Source organism: Streptomyces glaucescens, assembly GCF_000761215.1.
In the GTDB taxonomy this organism is placed as follows: Bacteria; Actinomycetota; Actinomycetes; order Streptomycetales; family Streptomycetaceae; genus Streptomyces; species Streptomyces glaucescens_B.
Genome location: NZ_CP009438.1, coordinates 6,630,462 through 6,649,110, shown reverse-complemented (window position 1 = coordinate 6,649,110; position 18,649 = coordinate 6,630,462). Strand labels below are relative to the sequence as shown.

Sequence of the window (18,649 nt, the reverse complement as noted above, 5' to 3'; positions counted from 1 at the left end):
GGTGCGTCGGTCAGCCCCGCACGGCCTGCGGGCTGCGCTGCTGGTCCGAGCCCGGCACCGGCTCCCCCGGGTCGCTGCCGAGATCCACGATCCGGTTGTCGCGGTCCACGTGCACCACCCGGGGCTCCAGCGCCCGGGCCTCGGCATCGGTGACCTGAGCGTAACTGATGATGATCACCAGGTCACCGGGGTGCACGAGGTGCGCGGCGGCCCCGTTGATCCCGACCACACCCGATCCGCGCTCCCCCTCGATGACGTAGGTCTCCAGCCGGGCGCCGTTGGTGATGTCGACGATGTGGACCAGCTCCCCGGGGAGCAGATCGGCGGCGTCCAGCAGATCCGCGTCGATGGTCACCGATCCCACGTAGTGCAGGTCGGCCTGGGTGACCGTGGCTCGGTGGATCTTGGACTTGAACATGGTACGCAGCATTGGGGCACTCCCACAAGTAGGCTCCCTGCCTGCGTTTTTGCAGGTCAAGGGCTGTTTGCACACCCTACAACGAGTCGCACGTTCGGGCAGCTTTCCCCGGGTTCTTCAGGACTCATGCTGACCACTTGCTGACTTTTCTGACACATCATCAGGTGGCTGAGGGAGGGCCTTCGCCCGCTCACCCACCGCGACGACCACACAAGCGTACGCAGCACCCTGCGAACGGCGTCCGTGATCACCGTCACTCTGGCGGCCTGGACCGCGGTCGGGAGCGAGGGCCGGTCGACGGGAAGCCGGCCTGCGCAGCGCACCCCACAGAACCAACAAAAAGATCAGTACTGGCGGGGTGGTGGGACGGGCGCACGGTGGCGTCACCGCGCGCCCGCGGCGTTCACGCGTCAGTCGAGGGTTTCGACGACCTCGCCGAGGTCGACGAACTTGAAGCCGGTGGCCTCGCGGTCGCCGTCGCCGGGGGTCTCCTCGCCGTCCTGGACGACGAGCAGGCCCTTGGGGTAGCGCGTGCCGAGCGGGGCGTTGAGGGCGGCGGCGCCGTCGCAGACCTCGGAGCCGTCGAGCGTGGCGGAGGCGGCGGCGATGCGGAAGGTGTTCTCGTACTCGTTGTGCTCGGCGCGCTCACGGTCGTACGCGACGAAGGTGTTGTCACCCTGGCTGGAGGCGAGCAGGTAACCGTCGCCGTCCGCCTCGGTGACCAGGGTCAGGCCCTCGACGTCGGCGCTGAGGTGCGTGCCGCCGAAGCCGGGGTCGGTGCCGGGCGCACACTCCTCGGTCTCCTCGTCGTACGTGCCCGGGACGCCGTACTCACGGACCTTGTCGATCAGGACCGGTGTACCGGTCAGAGCCGCGTCGATGCGCCAGATGCCCACGTCCTCCTGTCCCGCGTACAGGGTGCCGTCCGCGGGGTCGACGACCATGCCCTCCACCTGGGGCAGTTCGCCCGGCTCGGCGCAGGGCGTCCAGGAGGCGCCGTTGGGCATGCGGAACGAGGAGGGCAGGTCGAGGGTCCGGATCTGACGGTAGTCGACGGTGCCGGCCGGGGTGGCGATGAGTTCGAGCAGGGAGATCCGGGTGCGGTTGCGCTGGCTGACCAGGGCGTAGGAGCGGCCGGTGGCCCGGTCGGTCCAGGTGGCCAGGCCGTACGCGGTCTGCTGCTCGTTGATCTCGTCCTGGTCGGCGGAGAACACGGGCCGCGCACCCGGGTCGGTGATGTCGGTGAGCGGGCCGCCAGTCTTGTTCCGGTCGATGCGGTAGATCCGCAGCCGGTCGTTGCCGCGGTCGCTGACCACCGCGACGTCCGCACGGGTGCCGCCCAGGCGCAGGCCCTGCACGAGGTCGACGTTGTTGAAGCGACCGGGCTTGTCGTCGGCGCTCGGCCCGGCCGGCGCGGGGACGGACTGCATCTGGCGCGCGTCGAGGTCGTAGACCCGCAGACCACCCTGCTTGGCGGTCGCGATCACCAGGCTGCGGCCCGGGTCGGCGGCGTTGCGCCAGATCGCCGGGTCGTCCGCGTTGGCGTCGCCGCCGGCCTCGTCGTCGAACAGCGGCGCGGTCTCGGCCTTCGGCAGGACGGTGTCCACCCCGGACGCCTGCGCCGGGAGCGCGAACGAGGTCACCAGTGTCGTGCAGAGAGCGAGCGTGGAGGCGCGAACGGCCAGACGTATCGACATGTTTCTTCCTTGTATGCGGTGGTTTGCCCTGTCGGGAAGACATTCGCGCCCATGCCTGTCATGTCCGCGACGGAAATGTGGACGGCGGTTGAACACACCGCGAAACCCGCGGAGTGAGAACCGTGCCGTCCGCGCATGCGACGGCTCCTGTGGCCGGAGCACCCGAGGGGTGCTCCGGCCACAGGAGCACTGCTGGTGAGCGGGACCGGTCAGCCGATGGCGATCTGGTCGACCAGGAAGATGGTCGACAGGTAGGTGTCTTCGGTGCCGGCGAACTCCAGCTTCACCGTCTGGCCCTTGTAGGCGGACAGGTCGACGGTCTTCTGGACGTATCCGGAGCTCGCGTCGGCGTTGGAGTAGGTGGCCAGCGTGGTGCCGTTGACGTTGACCTTGAGGGTGTCATAGGCGGTGGAGCCGGACTCCTGGGTGGAGACCTTCAGCCAGAAGGTGAGCTTCGGGGTGCCGGTGGAGGGCACCGCGACGTTCGACTGGGACAGGGATTCGACGGCGTCGGCGCCGTAGCCCATCATCCAGGCGTACCAGGACCCGTCGCGCGCGGTCTGCAGGGACGAGTTGGTGATGATGTTGTCGCTCTGGGTCCAGCCGCCGGTGCCCTGCTCGAAGCTGCCGTTGGTCAGCGCGTTCCCGCCGGGAGGCGTGGTCGGAGAGGGCGTCGGGGTGGTCGGCGAGGGGGTGGGGGTGCCCGTGCCGGGGTCGGGCAGGGCGGTGCCGACGCTGACGGCTGCCCACGCCTTGGAGACGAGGTAGCGCTCCTGGGAGTTGGCGCCGTACAGGTCGGCGGCGGCCTGCAGGGTGGCGGTGCGGGCGCCGGCGTAGTTGGTGGTGGAGGTCATGTAGGTGGTCAGCGCCCGGTACCAGACCGCGGCGGCCTTGTCCTTGCCGATGCCCGCGAAGGAGTCGTTGTTGCAGGTGGTGCCGGTGTGCGAGCGCCCGCCGATGGTCTTCGCCCCGGTGCCCTCGGCGGCCAGGTAGAAGAAGTGGTTGCCGATGCCGGAGGAGAGGTGCACGTCCGCCGAACCGGCGCCGGAGTTCCAGCAGGACAGCGATCTGCCGTCGGCGGCCGGGTTGTCCATCCGGCGCATGTAACCGCCCGACATGTTGAGCTTCTCGCCGATGTAGTAGTCGCCCGGGTCGCCGGCGTTGCCGGCGGAGAACTCGACCATGGTGCCGAAGATGTCGCTGGTGGCCTCGTTGAGGCCGCCGGACTCGCCGGAGTAGGTGAGGTTGGCGGTGGCGGCGGTGACACCGTGGGTCATCTCGTGGCCGCCCACGTCGAGCGTGGCGAGCGGGGTGTTGCCGTTCTGCGAGGAGCCGTCGCCGAAGTACATGCAGAAGCAGTTGTCGTCGTAGAAGGCGTTCAGCAGGTTGGTGTCGACGTGGACGTAGGCGCGGGCGCCGCGGCCGTCGTTGCGGATGCCGGAGCGGTTGAAGGAGTTCTTGTAGTAGTCCCAGGTCTTCGCCAGGCCATAGGAGGCGTCCACGGCGGCGCTCTCGCGGCTGGACGTGGTGCCGTTGCCCCAGGAGTTGGTGGTCTTGGAGAAGGCCCGGGCGTTCTGCCTGGGGTTTGACTGGGGGCTGTTGTAGGAGTCGTAGACGATCGTGCCGCCGTGCGCGGGGTCGGTGAGGGTGTAGCCGCTGCCGGTCTGGGTGGTCTCGATGGAGACCTGGCCGACGGTGACGCCGTTTCCGGTGCCCGTGGCGTTCTGGTGCAGCTCGTACTGGTCCAGCAGCGCGCCGGTCGTGGCGTCGACGATCACCGCCTCCCGCGAGGTGGGGCCGGTCTCGCCCGCGCCGGTGACGGTCGAGCGGTAGGCGAGGACGGGGATCTTGCCGACCGCGTAGACCACCAGGGTGCTGTCCTTGCTTCCGGCCTTCGCCTTCTTCACGTGCTTGGCGTGCTTCACGGCCTTGGCGGAGGCGTCGGCGGCCGTGAGTTTCGGGGTGGTCCCGGCGACCCTGATCGCGCCCTGGTGCGCGAGGTCCGAGCCGGTGGTCGTGCCGTCTTCGGCGAGGTGGACCACCAGGTCGCCGCCGATCACCGGCAGTCCTCTGTAGGTGCGGTCGTAGCGCACGTGCCGGGTGCCGTCGGTGTCGATCAGCACGTCCTTGGCCACCAGGCGCTCGTCGGGGCCCAGGCCGAGTTCGCGGGCGGTGGCGGCCGCGTTCCGGTTGGCCGTGCGTATCGCCTCGCTGCGCGTGTCAGCCGTCATCGCCCGGAAGCCGGCGCCGGGTTGGGCGGCGGATGTGCCGGCGGCCGCGGTGGGCTGGGGGGCGGCGGTGGACTGGGCGGCCACCATGGTGACGGAACCCCATGCGAGGGCTGCCGCGACACCGGCAGCCAAGGCGTTTTTGCGGTACATGACAAATCCTTCCACCGGGCCTCGTCGGGGATTGCCGCACGACGTCACCTGGAGTGCGGGGGGTGTTCGGCGGCAGTTGGCTCGGTTGTGGCCATGAGGCTAGAGATGCGGAGAGCGGCCGACATCGGGGCAACCCCTTGATCTGGACGGGGGGGTCCGGCGGGCGCACCATGGCCCGATGCCAGACTCTGCGATGGGGATGAACGCGTCCCACGAGGCCGGTCCCGTGCTGCCGGTGGTGCCGGAAGACGTGGACGGCATCCGCCGGGTGGTCCTGTTCGGGCCGCCCGGAAGCGGCAAGACCACCGCGGCCGGTGTCCTGGGACGGCGGTCGGGCCTGCCGGTTCTCCGGCTGGCCCCGGGCCCACAGGACACCGGGATCCCGTACACCGGGCTGCTCGAACTCGCGCTGGCCTTCCCGGCCCTGCCCGCTTCACGGGAGCTGACGGCGGCACTCGACGAGACCGCCGGCCGGTCCGGTTCTCCGGACGATGCCGGTCGGGCACTTCGGCTGCGCCGCCTGACCGCTGATCTGCTGCGGGAGGCACCGCCCATGACGCTGGTGGTGGACAACGCCCAGTGGCTGGACCCGGCCAGTGCGGCCGTCCTGGGCTGGGCGTTGCGCCTGGCTCCGGACCTTCCCGTCATCGCGGCCGAGCGCACCTGGCGCCCGGGGGCCGGAAGCCACTGGTGCGGAGAGGACGCGTGCGCGGTACGCGTCCCGCCCCTGACGGCCCCTCAGGTCGCGACCTTGCTGTCCCCGTACCGGCTCGCCCCCCGCGAGGTCACGCGCATCCACGCGTACAGCGGCGGGAATCCGGCCCTGGCCCTGGCGCTGGCCGACGCCTCGCGCCCGCTCCCGGACCGGGACGGTGTCAGCGAGTCGGCCCTGCCGCCGACGGTCCGCCGACTGGTGGGTGAGTGGCTGGACGAGCTACCGGTCCAGGTACAGGAACTGCTGACGTTCGCCGCACTCGATGACCGGCCCGACCTCGAACTGCTCGGCCGCCTCGCCGGCCCGGCAGCCGAGGCCCTCCTCGCCCAGGCCGAGGCGGCGGGACTGTTCGACATCGGACGGGTGGACGGGAGCGTGCGGTTCACCGCCTCCGCGATCGGCACGGAACTCGTGGCCCGGCTGCCGGGCGAGGCGCGCAGGCTCCTGCACGCTCGCCTGGCCGAGGCCAGCCGCGACAGCGTCCGCCGCGACCGGCACACCGTGCTGGCGGCCGACGCCGACGATCCGCGGTCGGCCCGCCGCGCCGCCCGCGCCGCCGTACGCGCCCGGCAGCGAGGCGACCACGTGCTCGCGGCGGAGCTCTCCCTCCTCGCCGCCCAGCGCACCCCTCAGGACGACGGCGACCTGCTCATCGAACGGGCCCTGACCGCCGTACGCGACGCCGCCCACTACGGTGACCTCCCCCGCGCTCGGGCCGCCGCCCGCCTTGTCCTGGGCCAGGACACCACCCCGGACCAGCGCGTCGATGCCCTCGTCGCCCTGATCGACGCGAGCGGCCAGCACCTGTACAGCGCGGACGAACTGTTCGCCGCCGCACTCCGCGCGGCGGCCGGACGATCCGACCTCACTGCGCGGATCCTCATCCGCCAGTCCGTCTGGGCCAACGTCAACGAGGGCGACCCCCACCGGGCGTGTGCCCTGGCCGGCCGGGCCACCGCCCTCGCCGAGAGCGCCGGCGACACCACCACCGCCGTCATGGCCCTCACGATGCAGGCCCGCCTCCAACGCGTCCTCGGCCATCCCGACGCCGGGACCACGCTCAGCCGTGCCCTGTCCCTGCCACGCGCCGCCTCCATCCCCGTCAACGGCACACCTCAGCACCTCGCCGCCCGGCACGCCCTCTTCGACGACCGCCCGGACGAGGCCCGCACCGCTCTGCTTCCCCTGCTCGTCGAAGCCGAGCGGACGGGAGACGCCGAGGCGACCGTGGACGTCCTGCGCAGCCTCGCCGAGGCCGAACTCCGGGCCGGACGGTGCGCCAGAGCACTCGACCATGCCCACCGCGCGCAGGCGCTGACCGACGGGACCGCCCTGTCGGCCGCACCGGCCTGTTACACCTCCGCCCTCGTCGAGGGCGCCGCCCGGCGCACCGACCTCGCCCTCGTCCACGCGCGCCGCGGTGTGGACACCGCCCGGCAGGAGGACAACAAGGTCTTCCTCTCCCGCAACCTCTTCGCCCTAGGCCACCTCCTCCTGGCCACCGGCCGCCCCAAGGAAGCCCTGGAGGCCCTGGAGGAGGTGCGGGACCTGGAGGGACTTCAGCAGGTCCGCGACCCGTCCGTCCTGCGCTGGCATCCCGAGCTCGCCGAGACCCTCATCGCCCTCGGCCGCCTCGACCAGGCGCGAAGCCTCCTGGACGACACCCGCCGCACCGCGACCGACCTCGGCAGGGACACCGTGCTTCCCTCCCTCGAACGCTCCCAGGCGCTCCTGGACGCCGCCCGCGGCCACTACGACACCGCGGCCCGGCGCCTCACCGAAGCGGCCGACCGGCTCCGCCACCTTCCCCTCGAACGGGGCCGGACCCTCCTGGCGCTCAGCCACACCGAACGACGCGGACGCCGCCGCGCCAGCGCCCGCGCCGCCGCGCAAAGCGCCGCCGACCTCTTCACCGCCCACCGGGCACACCCCTGGGCCGAAACCGCCGCGCGCACCCTCGGCCGACTGGAAGACGCGCCCACGGACCACAACGACCGCCCCCGCCTCACCCCGGCCGAACAACGCTGCGCCGAACTCGCCGCCGCCGGAGTGAGCAACCGCGACATCGCCACCACCCTCACCGTCAGCGTCAAGACGGTCGAAGCGACCCTCACCCGCGTCTACCGGAAACTCGGCCTGCACTCACGCTTCCAGTTGGCGCACACCGTCACACCAGCACGTGAGTGACCCGCCCGTACCGCTGCGGGAGCCGCCGATCTCAGCCGCGTACCGGGCCACGACGTCGGGCGCGCACCACCGATCGAGTCCGCCGTCGGCAGGCGGACGGCCTCCGGGCAACGGCACGACGTCGTTTCGGGGTTACGGGGTGCCGGCACGCGCGGTCGCGCGGGTCCAGGTGTTCATGATGATGAAGGTCTTGGTGCCCTCCACCTTGCCGGTCCGGCGTACGGCGTTGATCACCTGCTGAAGATGCTTCACGTCCCTGACCCGGAGCTTGAGCAGAGCGTCGGAGGTGCCGGCGATGCTGTGGCTCTCCTCGATCTCCGGGATGCTCTCGGCGATGCCCTCGATCTCGTCACTGTCGGTCGCGCCGAGCAGGCGGATCTCGATGAACGCCTGGAGCATGCCCGCCCGGCTGTCCTCGATGACCGCGGTGTATCCGCGGATCACACCCGCCCTCTCCATACGCTCGATGCGGCGCGCGCACGGAGCCGCCGAGAGTCCCACAGCACGCGCGATCTCCGACACGGGCGCCCGCCCGTCCTTGCGGAGGATGTTCAGTATGTGACGGTCGATCGCGTCCACGGCCAACTCCCCGAATCATGCGCGTCACGCATAAGTCACGCGCCGAAAGCTCCACTGATCGTTACAGACCGAGTGCATCACGCTCAACATGTGCGTGATGATGCCCGGCCTATCGCCTGGGGAACGTCGCCCTGCCATCGTCATGGCGTCCGGGTGATCCCCGGCAGGAGGACCGCACCGGCCAACCCCTACGGCGCGGACTCCGACCAGGTGACAGGTGCGCGGGTATCCCCGGCACCCCGCGGCCGGCCCCACATCCTGGGGCCGGCCGGGCATCGAACCGGCTCGTGGTCCACCGAGCCAGCCACATGAGCTGGCTTTCAAGGACCGGACGCACGAGGGGGCGAAGGCCGGGCAACCGTAGGGCAGGCTCAGATCCAGCCGCGCTCCCGCGCCCGGACCCCCGCCTGGAACCGCGTATCGGCGTCCAGTGTGCGCATCAGAGCCGCCACCCGCCGCGTCGCCGTGCGTACGCTGACCCCCAACTGCCGGGCTATCGCTTGGTCCTTGAAGCCGGCGTGCAGCAGACGCACGAGCACCAGCTCCTCCTCGCTGGGCCCCGCTTCCACCTCCTCCACCTGAGGGGCGAGCAGGGGTTCGGCGCGTTCCCAGTACGCCTCGAACAGCTCGATCAGCCCGTCCAGCAGGCCCGACGGATGCACGAGGACGATGGATTCCTTGCTGCCACCGGTCAGCGGCACCATCGCCACTCTGCGGTCCACGATCCGCGCCTTGAAGGGGAGATGACGCAGCAGCCGTGACTTCTCGCCGAGCGCAGCGAGCCGCAGGACGGTCTCCATCCGGCCGGGCGGATCGATCGACTCCAGGCAGTACACGCCCCGGATGTCCACGCCGCGCTCCACCCATTCGCGGGTGGTCGTCTTCTCCTGCTCGTGGAAGTGCGGCTGACCGACCGCGTCCAGGTACGGCGGCTTGTCCAGCGTCCACAAATGGGTGGTGACGGACCGGTTCACCTCGTCGATCCGCCTGGCGATCGTCTCCGGGTCCGAGAGCACCTCCACCAGGGCTTCCGGGTCCGACTGCAGCTGATTGGCCCAGTAAAGGCGATGAAGTGCCGCTAGTTCCGCCTCCACCTCGCCGTACATCGTCTCCGCTTCGGACCGACGCCGGTGCAGCAGGGCCGAGAGCGCCGACCGGGGGCTTACCGCTTCCCAGCGGCCCCGGCCCACCCGCCGCACGAGGCCGAGGTCAGCCAGCCGCTTCAACGCCTGCCCGGTACGCGCCACTCCGGCGCCCGCGTTCTCCGCGAGATCGGCCACCGTGCACTGCTGCGCCGACAGCACCGCCCGGTACACGTTCTCGTCGAACGCGCTCACACCCACGGCTTCCAGCACAGCCAGCCCTCCTTGCCACACGAGATGACAGCACCGGGAGGCCCATGCCCCGGTGCGGGGCCGACCGGTCTTCCCACGCGTGGCGCGTTTGGTCACCACGCCAAAGACGCCATCACATTATCTGGACAGTCGGTATTCGCGCGGCGTTCACTCATCCCGGACTACCCGTCAGTCACCCCTGGTGCCGGGCGGTTCGGAAATTCCCGCCCCAGCGCACACCGCAGGCGAGCCCCCACGCTCGTCTCTCCGGCGTGCGTGGAAATCCATGAGGAGGGTCCGTGTCACTCCTGCCGCGTAGAACATCGCGCAACCGGCGAGCCGGCCTCGCCGGCTTGCTCACCACCGCCTTCGCCTCGCTCAGCCTTCCCCTCGCCTCGACCGCCACCGCCGTCCCCGCCGCCGCTCCGATCGCCGAATCCGCCACGGGCACCTACCTGGTCACCCTCGCCGGCGAGCCCTTGGTCACCTACGACGGCGGGGTGCGCGACCTCGCCGCCACGAAGCCCGCCGAGGGCGGCAAGCTCGATGTCGCATCGGCCGCCGCCAGGCGGTACCGCGCCCACCTGACGGACCAGCAGGTCCGCGTCGCCAAGAAGGTCGGCGCCACCGTCCGGCAGCACTACGCGGTCACCACCAACACCTTCAGCGCCCGGCTCGACGCCCGCCAACTGGTGCGCCTCGCCCACATCGGTAACGTCGTGCACATCGCCCCCGACCGCTTCCACCAGGCCACCGACGACCGGAACTCCACCGACTTCCTCGGACTCTCCGGCCGCAAGGGGCTGTGGAAGGCCCTCGGCGGGACCGCCGAGGCCGGCAAGGGCATCGTCATCGGCGACATCGACACGGGCATCTGGCCCGAGAACCCCTCCTTCGCCGCCCCGGCCCTGAGTTCCCGCAAGCCCGGCAGGACGGACCGCCACCGCCCCTACCGCGTAGGCACGACCACGGTGATGCACAAGGCGGACGGCGGAACCTTCAAGGGCACCTGCCAGACCGGCGACAGCTTCACCGCCGCGGCCTGCAACGAGAAGGTCATCAGCGCCCGCTACTTCGGCGAGGCATGGTTGGACGCCGTCCCGGAGTCCAACCGGGCCGGATACGTCTCCCCGCGCGACAGCCAGGGCCACGGCACCCACACGGCGGCCACCGCGGCCGGCAACGCCGACGTCCGCGCCAAGGTCGACGGTGAGGACCTCGGCACCGTCTCCGGCGTGGCCCCGGCAGCCACCATCGCCGTCTACAAAGCCCTCTGGCAGAGCAAGGACGGCCAAGCGGACGGCGGTCTGACCAGCGACATCGTCGCCGCCATCGACCAGGCCGTCGCCGACGGCGTGGACGTCATCAACTACTCGCTCGGCGGCACGTTCGAGAGCGCGTACGACAACCCGGCACAGGTCGCGCTCCGCAACGCAGCCGCGGCCGGAGTCTTCGTCGCCACCGCCGCGGGCAACTCCGGCCCCGGGGCGTCCAGCCTCGACAACACCGCGCCCTGGACCACCACGGTCGCCGCGGGCACCATCAAGTCGCACACCGGCACGGTGACCCTCGGCAACGGCGCGAGCCACACCGGCATCAGCACCACCGTGCGCCGGCAGGTCGGCCCCGCCCCGCTCGTCCGGGGCTCCGCGGTCCGGGTCCCCGACACCGTGGACGTCTACGCGGACTACTGCATGCCGGACTCCCTCGACCCCGCCCGCACGGCCGGGAAGATCGTCGTCTGCGAACGGGGCGTCAACGGCCGCGCCGACAAGTCCGCCGAGGTCAAGCGGGCCGGCGGCATCGGCCTCGTCCTGGTGAACCCCGGCAACGAGGGCACGGACGGCGACCTGCACAGCGTGCCGACCGTCCACCTCGACAACGCGGACGCGGCCCCCGTGCGCACCTACGCCGCCACGGACGGAGCCACCGCCACCCTCACCGAGGGAGGCGCCTCGGACGTCTACCCGCAGGTGGCCGGCTTCTCCTCGCGCGGCCCCTCGCTCACCGGCAACGGTGACCTGCTCAAGCCCGACATCACCGCGCCCGGCGTCACGATCCTCGCGGCCGTGTCCCCGGACGGCAACCACGGCCACGACTTCGACTACTACTCCGGCACCTCCATGGCCACCCCGCACATCAGCGGCCTGGCGGCGCTCTACCTCTCGGAGCACCCCACCTGGTCCCCGATGAGCATCAAGTCGGCCATGATGACCACCGCCGCGCCGACGAAGACCGCGGACGGCAAGAACAGCGACGACGCCTTCGCACAGGGCGCCGGCGAGGTGGACGCACGGGCCATGCTGCGGCCCGGACTCGTCTACGACTCGGGTGAGCGGGACTGGCTCGCGTACCTCGAGGGTTCCGGTGTAGACACCGGAACCGGCGTCAAGGCCATCGACCCGAGCGACCTCAACTACCCGTCCATAGCCATCGGCGACCTCTTCGGCAAGCAGACCGTCACCCGCACCGTCACCGCGACCACGGCCGGCACCTACCGAGCCCGGGTGGACCTCCCCGGCATCAAGGCCACCGTGAGCCCGTCCGTACTGCACTTCAGCCACCCCGGCCAAAAGCGGACCTTCACCGTCACACTGGACGTGACCACCGCGCCCGCCGGACGCGTCGACACCGGGGCCCTCACCTGGACCTCCGGCCGCACCACCGTCCGCAGCCCGATCGTCGTCACCCCGCAGATCGTCCGCGCCCCCGCCGAGATCAAGGGCTCCGGCTCCAGCGGCTCGACCAAGTTCCCGGTCACCCCGGCCACCAGCACCCTGACGGCCACCGCCTACGGACCGGTCACCTCGCCGGTCACCGAGGGCACCCTGACCCAGATGCAGCAGATCTCCTACGACGCCGAGATCCCGTCCGACACCAAGGCGTCGCAGATCACGGTCCGCTTCGACGCAGCGGACGACACGATCACGGGCGTCCTGTGGGGCAACAAGGTCGACGGGGTCCTTCAGGACGTCCAAGTCGCCGTCCCCGACAGTGACGGAACGGTCACCATCACCGTGCCGCATCCCACGGCCGACGCCCTCTTCGTCTCCCTGGTCGCCATGGGGACGGACGACGAGACCGTCACCCCGTACACCTATCAGGCGAACCACATCACCGCGGACAGCCCCGCCACCGGCAGGGTCACGGTCACGCCCGACCGGGCCCGCGTCACCCCCGGCGTGCCGACCGACCTGACCGCCGCCTGGTCCGGCGTCCCGGCGGACACCCGGTCCGGCGCCTGGATCGAGTACGGCAACGGGGCGGGCACCTTCCTGACCCTCAACTGAATCCCGGCACCCACCTGCGGGGGCGGCACGCACACGCGTGCCGCCCCCGCACACGTGCTGCGCACATGTCGGCTGCTTGAGCCGCGAGGTGTCGCCCGCGCCCCTGCGGACGATCTGCAGCTCGCCGTTGGAGAAGTCCATGACGGTCGTCGGCTCGGTCGGAGGACCTCGACCCCTCCGGCCGCCGCCCGGGCCCTGGAACCCGCACGGGTGGATCTGCTGCGCCTTGCAGCCCGTCACGCGCCTGAGTACTTCGGCTCTGCGCGTCATCCAGGCAGTGAGGAACGTCGCTTCGCTCCCGTGAGCGGGCTCCCTCGGGCGGGCCACTGCCCCGAGGGCCCGTCCGCGAACGCGGCCCGCCCGCCCGCCCGGAGCCGACCCGGTACAGTGCGCGGGACGGCAGCCCGGTCAGGGAGGGAAACGTGACCGACACCAGCAGCAGCCGACCCACCGAAGGTGAAGCGCCAGCGCCGCGGCCGAGCCGACTGCACCGCCTGATGCGCTACGTCCCCCTGATCGCCCCCGTCCTGCTGTGGGCCGTGCCGTGCTGGGTGCTCCTGCACACGGGCCAGCACTGGCCGCTGCCCGTCACGTCGGCCGGCACCGCTCTGTCCGCCCTCGCCCTCGTCGGCATGCCGCTCGCGATGGCACGCGGCCACGGCCCGCGCCAGCAGGACCGGGCGGCGATCGTCGGTGACACCCTGCTGGGCGCCGGCTGGGTCCTGTTCACCTGGTCCGTTCTGCTGGGCGTCCTCCTGCGGCTCGCCCTGACCGTGGCCGGCGTCGGCGGGAGCGAGGACCGGGCCCGCACCGTCACGTGGGCCGTCCTCGGCGTCACCGCCGCACTGCTCGCCTGGGGATACGCCGAGGCCCGCCGCGTGCCGCGCGTGCGCCGGCTCGACGTACGGCTCCCGCGCCTGGGAGCCGGGCTGGACGGCCTCCGCGTCGTCCTCATCACGGACACCCACTACGGCCCGCTCGATCGCGCCCGCTGGTCGGCGCGCGTGTGCGAGACCGTGAACACCCTGGACGCCGACCTGGTCTGCCACACCGGCGACATCGCGGACGGCACGGCCGAACGCCGCCGCGCCCAGGCCGCGCCCCTCGGGACCGTGCGGGCCACCCGGGCCCGGGTCTACGTCACCGGCAACCACGAGTACTACAGCGAGGCCCAGGGCTGGGTCGACCTGATGGACGAGCTCGGCTGGGAGCCGCTGCGCAACCGCCACCTGCTGATCGAACGCGGAGGCGACACCCTCGTGGTCGCCGGCGTGGACGACGTCACCGCCGAGTCCTCCGGCCTCGCAGGCCACCGCGCCCACCTCGCCGGAGCCCTGAAGGGCGCCGACCCCGACCTGCCCGTCCTGCTCCTGGCACACCAGCCCAAGTTCGTCGACCGGGCGGCAGCCGCCGGCATCGACCTCCAGCTCTCCGGCCACACCCACGGCGGCCAGATCTGGCCCTTCCACCACCTGGTCCGCCTCGACCAGCCCGCCCTCGCCGGCCTCAGCCGCCACGGCACCCGCACCCTCCTCTACACCAGCCGCGGCACCGGCTTCTGGGGCCCGCCGTTCCGCGTCTTCGCCCCCAGCGAGATCACCCTGCTCGTACTCCGCGGCCCGCACCCGCCCACGGCTACTCCATGATGGGAGCTCGGCTCGCCCTCGGCCGGGCCGGGAAGACGAAACGGTTCGGCGGTCCGATCGACTCGCTCGGCCTCGCGCAGCCCCGAAACCACGAAGTGACCGGTTCTCCGGACGTTGCTCAGTTCATGGGCCTATTCCGGCACGGAGGTCGGTTGGGCCTGGTGTAATCGGCGGCGAACGTCCGAGGATCAAGGGGGCCGGGGTATGCACGCCAAGGAGACGTTGTTCGCCGATCTCATGCAGGGCCGGGCCCAGCAGTTCCAAGTGCCGCTCTACCAGCGGACGTACGCCTGGACCGAGAAGCACCTCAAACAGCTGTGGAGTGACATCCTGGAACAGGCCAGGCTGCTCGGGTCGCCTGGAGAGAACGGGAGCACGCACTTCCTCGGTTCGGTGGTGCTCGCACCGTCACCGCAGAACGACGCGACGTTCCCGCGCTGGCTCATCGTCGACGGCCAGCAACGGCTGACCACGCTGTCCCTGGCCCTGGCCGCCATCCGGGATCACGTCGCGGATACCGCACCGGTCGAGGCGCAGCGCATCGGCGAGCAGTACCTGATCAACAAGTGGAAGAGCGGCAACGACCACCTCCGCCTGCTGCCGACCCAGGCGGACCGCCAGCAGTTCGCCGCCCACATCCGCGGCCCCCGCACCGACCTGGACACGGACAGCGGCGTCGCCACCGCCTACGCCTTCTTCCGCAAGAAGCTCGTCGAGGCGGACGATCCGGCGGCTCCGCAGGACGTCTACCGCATCGAGCAGGCGATCACCTCCCGGCTCGCGCTGGTGGCGGTGACCGCCGAGCGCGGTGACAACGTTCACCGCATCTTCGAGTCGCTCAACAACACCGGCCTCAAGCTGAGCCAGGCCGACCTGCTGCGCAACTACCTCTTCATGAAGCTCCAAGCGCGCGGCGAGCACGTCTACGAAACCTACTGGCTCCCCCTGCAGAGGAGCCTGAGCAACGACGAGCTGGAACAGCTCATGTGGCTGCAACTCGTACTCGACGGAGATGACCGGGTCCGCCGCCAGGACCTCTACGCAGCCCAGCAGAGGCACTTCGAGAACACGAAAGCCGGCGACGCGGAGATCGAGGCGTACATCAAGGAACTGCACCGTCGCAGCGCCCACTTCCGTCGGCTGCTGCACCCCGAGGAGGAGCCCGATCCCGGGGTGCGGGCTGCGCTCCGCCGCCTGGACGCGTGGCAGGCGGCCGTCACCTACCCCGCCCTGATGCTGCTGCTCGACCGGCGCGAGCGCGGGGAGCTGGACTCCGCCGGGACGGCCCGCGCCCTGGCGTACATCGAGAGCTTCCTCGTCCGCCGGATGATCTGCCGGGTCCCGACCAACAACCTCAACCGGATCTTCCAGGCCGTGCCAGGACAGCTCCCGCTCGACGTGCCCGTCACCGAGGGGCTGCACCGGCTCCTGTCCTCCGAGAACCGTTTCTGGCCCGACGACGCCGAACTGCGCGAGAAGATCAGGACGGCGCCGTTCTACCAGTACGGCCGGTGGCAGCAGCGCAAGCTGGTGCTGCAGCGGTTGGAGGAGAGCTACGGTCACCCCGAGCCGGTCGACTTCGCCGCCGCGCAGCTCACCGTCGAGCACGTCATGCCGCAGTCGCCCGGTGACGAGTGGCTGCGCGCCCTGGACGAGGAGACCGACGAGGGCGAAACCGCGGAGGAACTGCACGCCCGGTTCCAGCACACCCTCGGCAACCTGACGCTCACCGCGGTCAACGCGGAGCTGTCCAACCATCCCTTCGAGCGCAAGCAGGGCCTGCTGCGGGGCAGTCACCTGGAGATGAACCGCCGCATCGCCGCCACCGAGCGCTGGGGCGTGCGCGAGATCCTGGCCCGCGCCGACGAGCTCGCCGACCGCGCCATCGCGTTGTGGCCGGCCCCGCTGCGCGGAGTGGGCCGCGCGGAACGCAACCGCGACTGGCAACTCGCCCACCAGGTCCTCGCCGCGCTCCCCCACGGCACCTGGACCTCGTACGGCGACCTCGCCGCGTTCCTCGGCTCCGGGGCCCAGGCTGTGGGCAACCACCTGGCCAACACCCCCGGAGTGGTCAACGCGTACCGTGTCCTCACCTCTGAGGGCAAGGTTTCCGACGGCTTCCGGTGGGCGGCGCCCCAGGATGCGGGAAGTGACGACGTCCGGGCTCGGCTGGCCGCCGACGGCGTCCGCTTCACGGCCACCGGGGCCGCCGACCCGGCCCAGCGGCTCACCGCCGACGACCTCGCCGCGCTGCTCGCCGGCACGGACGACGACCGGGCGGACGGTGAGGACACGGCTCAGGACGGAACCGCGGGAGCGCCGGGCGAGGAGACCCGCGCCGAACGGTTCTTCCGCCAGCTCGCCGCCGACGACTCCCCCGAGACGGTCGAAGCGGTTCGCGTGCTCTTCGCCCACTGGGAGTCACTGGGAGGCTGGATCGGCCACGGCGCCGGACACGTCACCACGAGCGCGTACCTCATGCTCGGCGGGGCGGGCGGCCCCGGTCGCGGCATCTGGCCGATGACGCTCTACCCCGGCGCCGGACGCGGGGGTACGGCAGAGGTGGTGTTCCAGTACATGGCCGCGCGGGAGCCGTTCACCGACCGCGCCCTACGCGCCGAACTGCTGGCCCGTCTCAACGCCCTGGACGGTGTCGACATCCCGGAGGGCAAGCTGGAGCTGCGTCCCAACATCCGGCTGTCTCTGCTGGAGAAGGACCGCAACCAGGAACTGCTCATCGAGACGCTGACGTGGTTCCGGGACCGCTGGGAGGGCCGGGCCTCGTCCTGAGCGGTGCCGGCCGGGCGCATTCCCCCCACACCGAATTGCCGCCCGGCGGGTACGGCTCGCAGCCCCAGGCGTCGGCAAACGAGGCGACCAGGAACAGTCCCCGTCCGGACTCACCGTCGGAATCGACAGCCGGGGCCGGCACGGGGCGGCGCTCGCCCCGCGCGCCCCGTGACCTCGATTCACTGCGCGGTCAGCCAGTACTCGGCGGCATGGCGCACGGCGTGCGCGCCACGCGCGGTGTGGGGAAGGTACGGAAGTGGGCCGTGCCGACGATCGGTTCACCGGATGCAGTGACGGTCTCCTGATACACATCACCGAGGGTGACCGGTCCTCCCTACCGTGTGGTACGCAGGGGGACTGTCCCGGTGCGGACGGTGGAGTGTACGGACGTCCGGCCGTGACCCGGCCAGACCTTCGCCGGTTCATGTTCCGTACAGGGAACAGGGTGGTGGTACGGCATGGCAGCGCAGTCGGGCGCGGGGGTCCCCACGGGCGGCGAGGCGGAGGGGACGGACGAGGTCGCGGACCTGTTCCGCGCCCTGGGACGGCAGATCAAGGTCGCCCGGGAGCGGGCCGGGCTGAGCCAGAAGGAACTGGGCGACCGGATCGGGTACGGCGAGGAGACGATCTCGTCGGTCGAGCGGGCGCGACGGACGCCCCAGCCCGAACTGCTGGTCGCGGTGGGCCGGCTGCTCGACTGCGGCGGCCTGCTCGCGTCGGCCGCGGAGGACGTGGAACGGGCGAAGACCCGGCGCAGGGTGCGGCATCCGGAGTGGTTCCGGGACTACGCGCGGCTGGAGGCGGAGGCGGTCGAGCTGCACGATTACAGCTCACTGGCGATTCCCGGCCTTCTTCAGACCGAGGCCCACGCACACGTGGTGTTCGGCACGAGGAAACCGCTGTTGGACGAGGCGACCGTCGAACAACGCGTTGCCGCACGGCTGGACCGCCAGCAGATCTTCGACCGTTGGCCTCCACCGTTCGCTACCTTCACCATCGAAGAATCCGTATTGCGTCGCCCGCTCGGCGGGTGGCACGTTCATCGTGAACAACTGGGAGCGCTGCTGAAGTTCGGGAAGCTGCGCAGTGTGGAACTCCAGGTGTTACCGACAGAACGCAAGGAACACCCCAGCCTGGGTGGGCCCTTCATCCTGCTCACCCCGAAGGGCAAGCCGCAGGTGGCGTACCTGGAGGTGCAGCACGTCAGCCGTCTGATCACAGACCCCGACGAGGTACGTATCCTTGCCGCACGCTACGGCAGCATCAGGGCACAGGCGCTCACACCAGAAGAGTCACTGGCCTTGATCGAGAAGATGCTGGGAGACCGATGAACACTGAACAGCCCGCACGGCTGGACTGGTTCAAGAGCAGCCACAGCAGCGGTGAAGGAGGAGCGTGCGTCGAGGTCGCCGCCGACGCGACCGCGATACACGTGCGGGACTCCAAGGAGCGCGGCGGTCCTCGGCTCGCGTTCACCCGGAGCGCGTGGTCCGGGTTCGTCGCGGGCCTGGGGCGGGACCGGACCTGACCCAACCGTGGCCGGGACGTGAGGCTCCGCCCCGTCGCCACCTCCCCTCCGGTGGCGGCCCGTTGCGGTGAAGCCGAGCCGCTC

11 protein-coding genes and 1 pseudogene are annotated in these 18,649 nt (G+C 71.1%); 6 read left to right on the top strand and 6 right to left on the bottom strand.

The annotated features are described in order from the left end of the window. Window positions 1–10: 10 nt before the first annotated feature. From panD to SGLAU_RS28720, 3 genes are all read right to left on the bottom strand, one after another. Window positions 11–430: an aspartate 1-decarboxylase gene (panD, locus tag SGLAU_RS28730; RefSeq protein WP_043505440.1), complete on the bottom strand. Its 420-nt coding sequence runs from the start codon at window positions 428–430 to the stop codon at window positions 11–13. Window positions 431–828: 398 nt separating this feature from the next. After that, on the bottom strand, window positions 829–2,115 hold the full coding sequence (locus tag SGLAU_RS28725) for a phytase (protein ID WP_043505439.1): 1,287 nt from the start codon (window positions 2,113–2,115) through the stop codon (window positions 829–831). A 209-nt stretch (window positions 2,116–2,324) separates the two neighbouring features. Continuing rightward, the gene (locus SGLAU_RS28720; protein WP_043505437.1) at window positions 2,325–4,496 is read right to left on the bottom strand and encodes a M4 family metallopeptidase; all 2,172 of its coding nucleotides are present in this window, start codon (window positions 4,494–4,496) and stop codon (window positions 2,325–2,327) included. Between the two features lie 178 nt (window positions 4,497–4,674). Here SGLAU_RS28720 and SGLAU_RS28715 point away from each other — a divergent pair, with 178 nt between their 5' ends. Continuing rightward, on the top strand, window positions 4,675–7,398 hold the full coding sequence (locus SGLAU_RS28715) for a LuxR C-terminal-related transcriptional regulator (protein ID WP_078957944.1): 2,724 nt from the start codon (window positions 4,675–4,677) through the stop codon (window positions 7,396–7,398). A 132-nt stretch (window positions 7,399–7,530) separates the two neighbouring features. On the opposite strand, the gene SGLAU_RS28710 is transcribed toward SGLAU_RS28715, so the two are convergent. From SGLAU_RS28710 to SGLAU_RS28705, 3 genes and pseudogenes are all read right to left on the bottom strand, one after another. After that, entirely contained in the window at window positions 7,531–7,842 is a 312-nt protein-coding gene (locus SGLAU_RS28710; protein WP_244315361.1) for an Lrp/AsnC family transcriptional regulator, read from the bottom strand. 3 nt (window positions 7,843–7,845) lie between these two features. Next, window positions 7,846–7,977: pseudogene (locus SGLAU_RS36775) on the bottom strand (Lrp/AsnC family transcriptional regulator); the annotation flags it as partial. 371 nt (window positions 7,978–8,348) lie between these two features. After that, window positions 8,349–9,332, bottom strand: coding sequence for a transcriptional regulator (locus SGLAU_RS28705; RefSeq protein ID WP_043505435.1), 984 nt, complete (start codon window positions 9,330–9,332; stop codon window positions 8,349–8,351). 278 nt (window positions 9,333–9,610) lie between these two features. Here SGLAU_RS28705 and SGLAU_RS28700 point away from each other — a divergent pair, with 278 nt between their 5' ends. From SGLAU_RS28700 to SGLAU_RS28680, 5 genes are all read left to right on the top strand, one after another. Beyond that, window positions 9,611–12,601: a S8 family serine peptidase gene (locus tag SGLAU_RS28700; RefSeq protein ID WP_244315275.1), complete on the top strand. Its 2,991-nt coding sequence runs from the start codon at window positions 9,611–9,613 to the stop codon at window positions 12,599–12,601. 422 nt (window positions 12,602–13,023) lie between these two features. Beyond that, entirely contained in the window at window positions 13,024–14,247 is a 1,224-nt protein-coding gene (locus SGLAU_RS28695) for a metallophosphoesterase (RefSeq protein WP_043505432.1), read from the top strand. Between the two features lie 204 nt (window positions 14,248–14,451). Then, on the top strand, window positions 14,452–17,037 hold the full coding sequence (locus SGLAU_RS28690; RefSeq protein WP_043505431.1) for a DUF262 domain-containing protein: 2,586 nt from the start codon (window positions 14,452–14,454) through the stop codon (window positions 17,035–17,037). Window positions 17,038–17,495: 458 nt separating this feature from the next. Beyond that, complete coding sequence (locus SGLAU_RS28685) at window positions 17,496–18,368, top strand: helix-turn-helix domain-containing protein (protein WP_043505430.1); 873 nt, start codon at window positions 17,496–17,498, stop codon at window positions 18,366–18,368. Then, entirely contained in the window at window positions 18,365–18,565 is a 201-nt protein-coding gene (locus tag SGLAU_RS28680; RefSeq protein WP_043505429.1) for a DUF397 domain-containing protein, read from the top strand. The genes SGLAU_RS28685 and SGLAU_RS28680 overlap by 4 nt, the downstream gene beginning before the upstream one ends. The last annotated feature ends 84 nt before the right edge of the window (window positions 18,566–18,649 follow it).

What these genes read in the sequence shown, in the direction of transcription:
- SGLAU_RS28690 (WP_043505431.1), top strand. Translation starts at nt 14,452, where the DNA reads ATGCACGCCAAGGAGACGTTGTTCGCCGATCTCATGCAGGGCCGGGCC.
- SGLAU_RS28725 (WP_043505439.1), bottom strand. Translation starts at nt 2,115, where the DNA reads ATGTCGATACGTCTGGCCGTTCGCGCCTCCACGCTCGCTCTCTGCACG.
- panD (WP_043505440.1), bottom strand. Translation starts at nt 430, where the DNA reads ATGCTGCGTACCATGTTCAAGTCCAAGATCCACCGAGCCACGGTCACC.
- SGLAU_RS28680 (WP_043505429.1), top strand. Translation starts at nt 18,365, where the DNA reads ATGAACACTGAACAGCCCGCACGGCTGGACTGGTTCAAGAGCAGCCAC.
- SGLAU_RS28715 (WP_078957944.1), top strand. Translation starts at nt 4,675, where the DNA reads ATGCCAGACTCTGCGATGGGGATGAACGCGTCCCACGAGGCCGGTCCC.
- SGLAU_RS28720 (WP_043505437.1), bottom strand. Translation starts at nt 4,496, where the DNA reads ATGTACCGCAAAAACGCCTTGGCTGCCGGTGTCGCGGCAGCCCTCGCA.
- SGLAU_RS28685 (WP_043505430.1), top strand. Translation starts at nt 17,496, where the DNA reads ATGGCAGCGCAGTCGGGCGCGGGGGTCCCCACGGGCGGCGAGGCGGAG.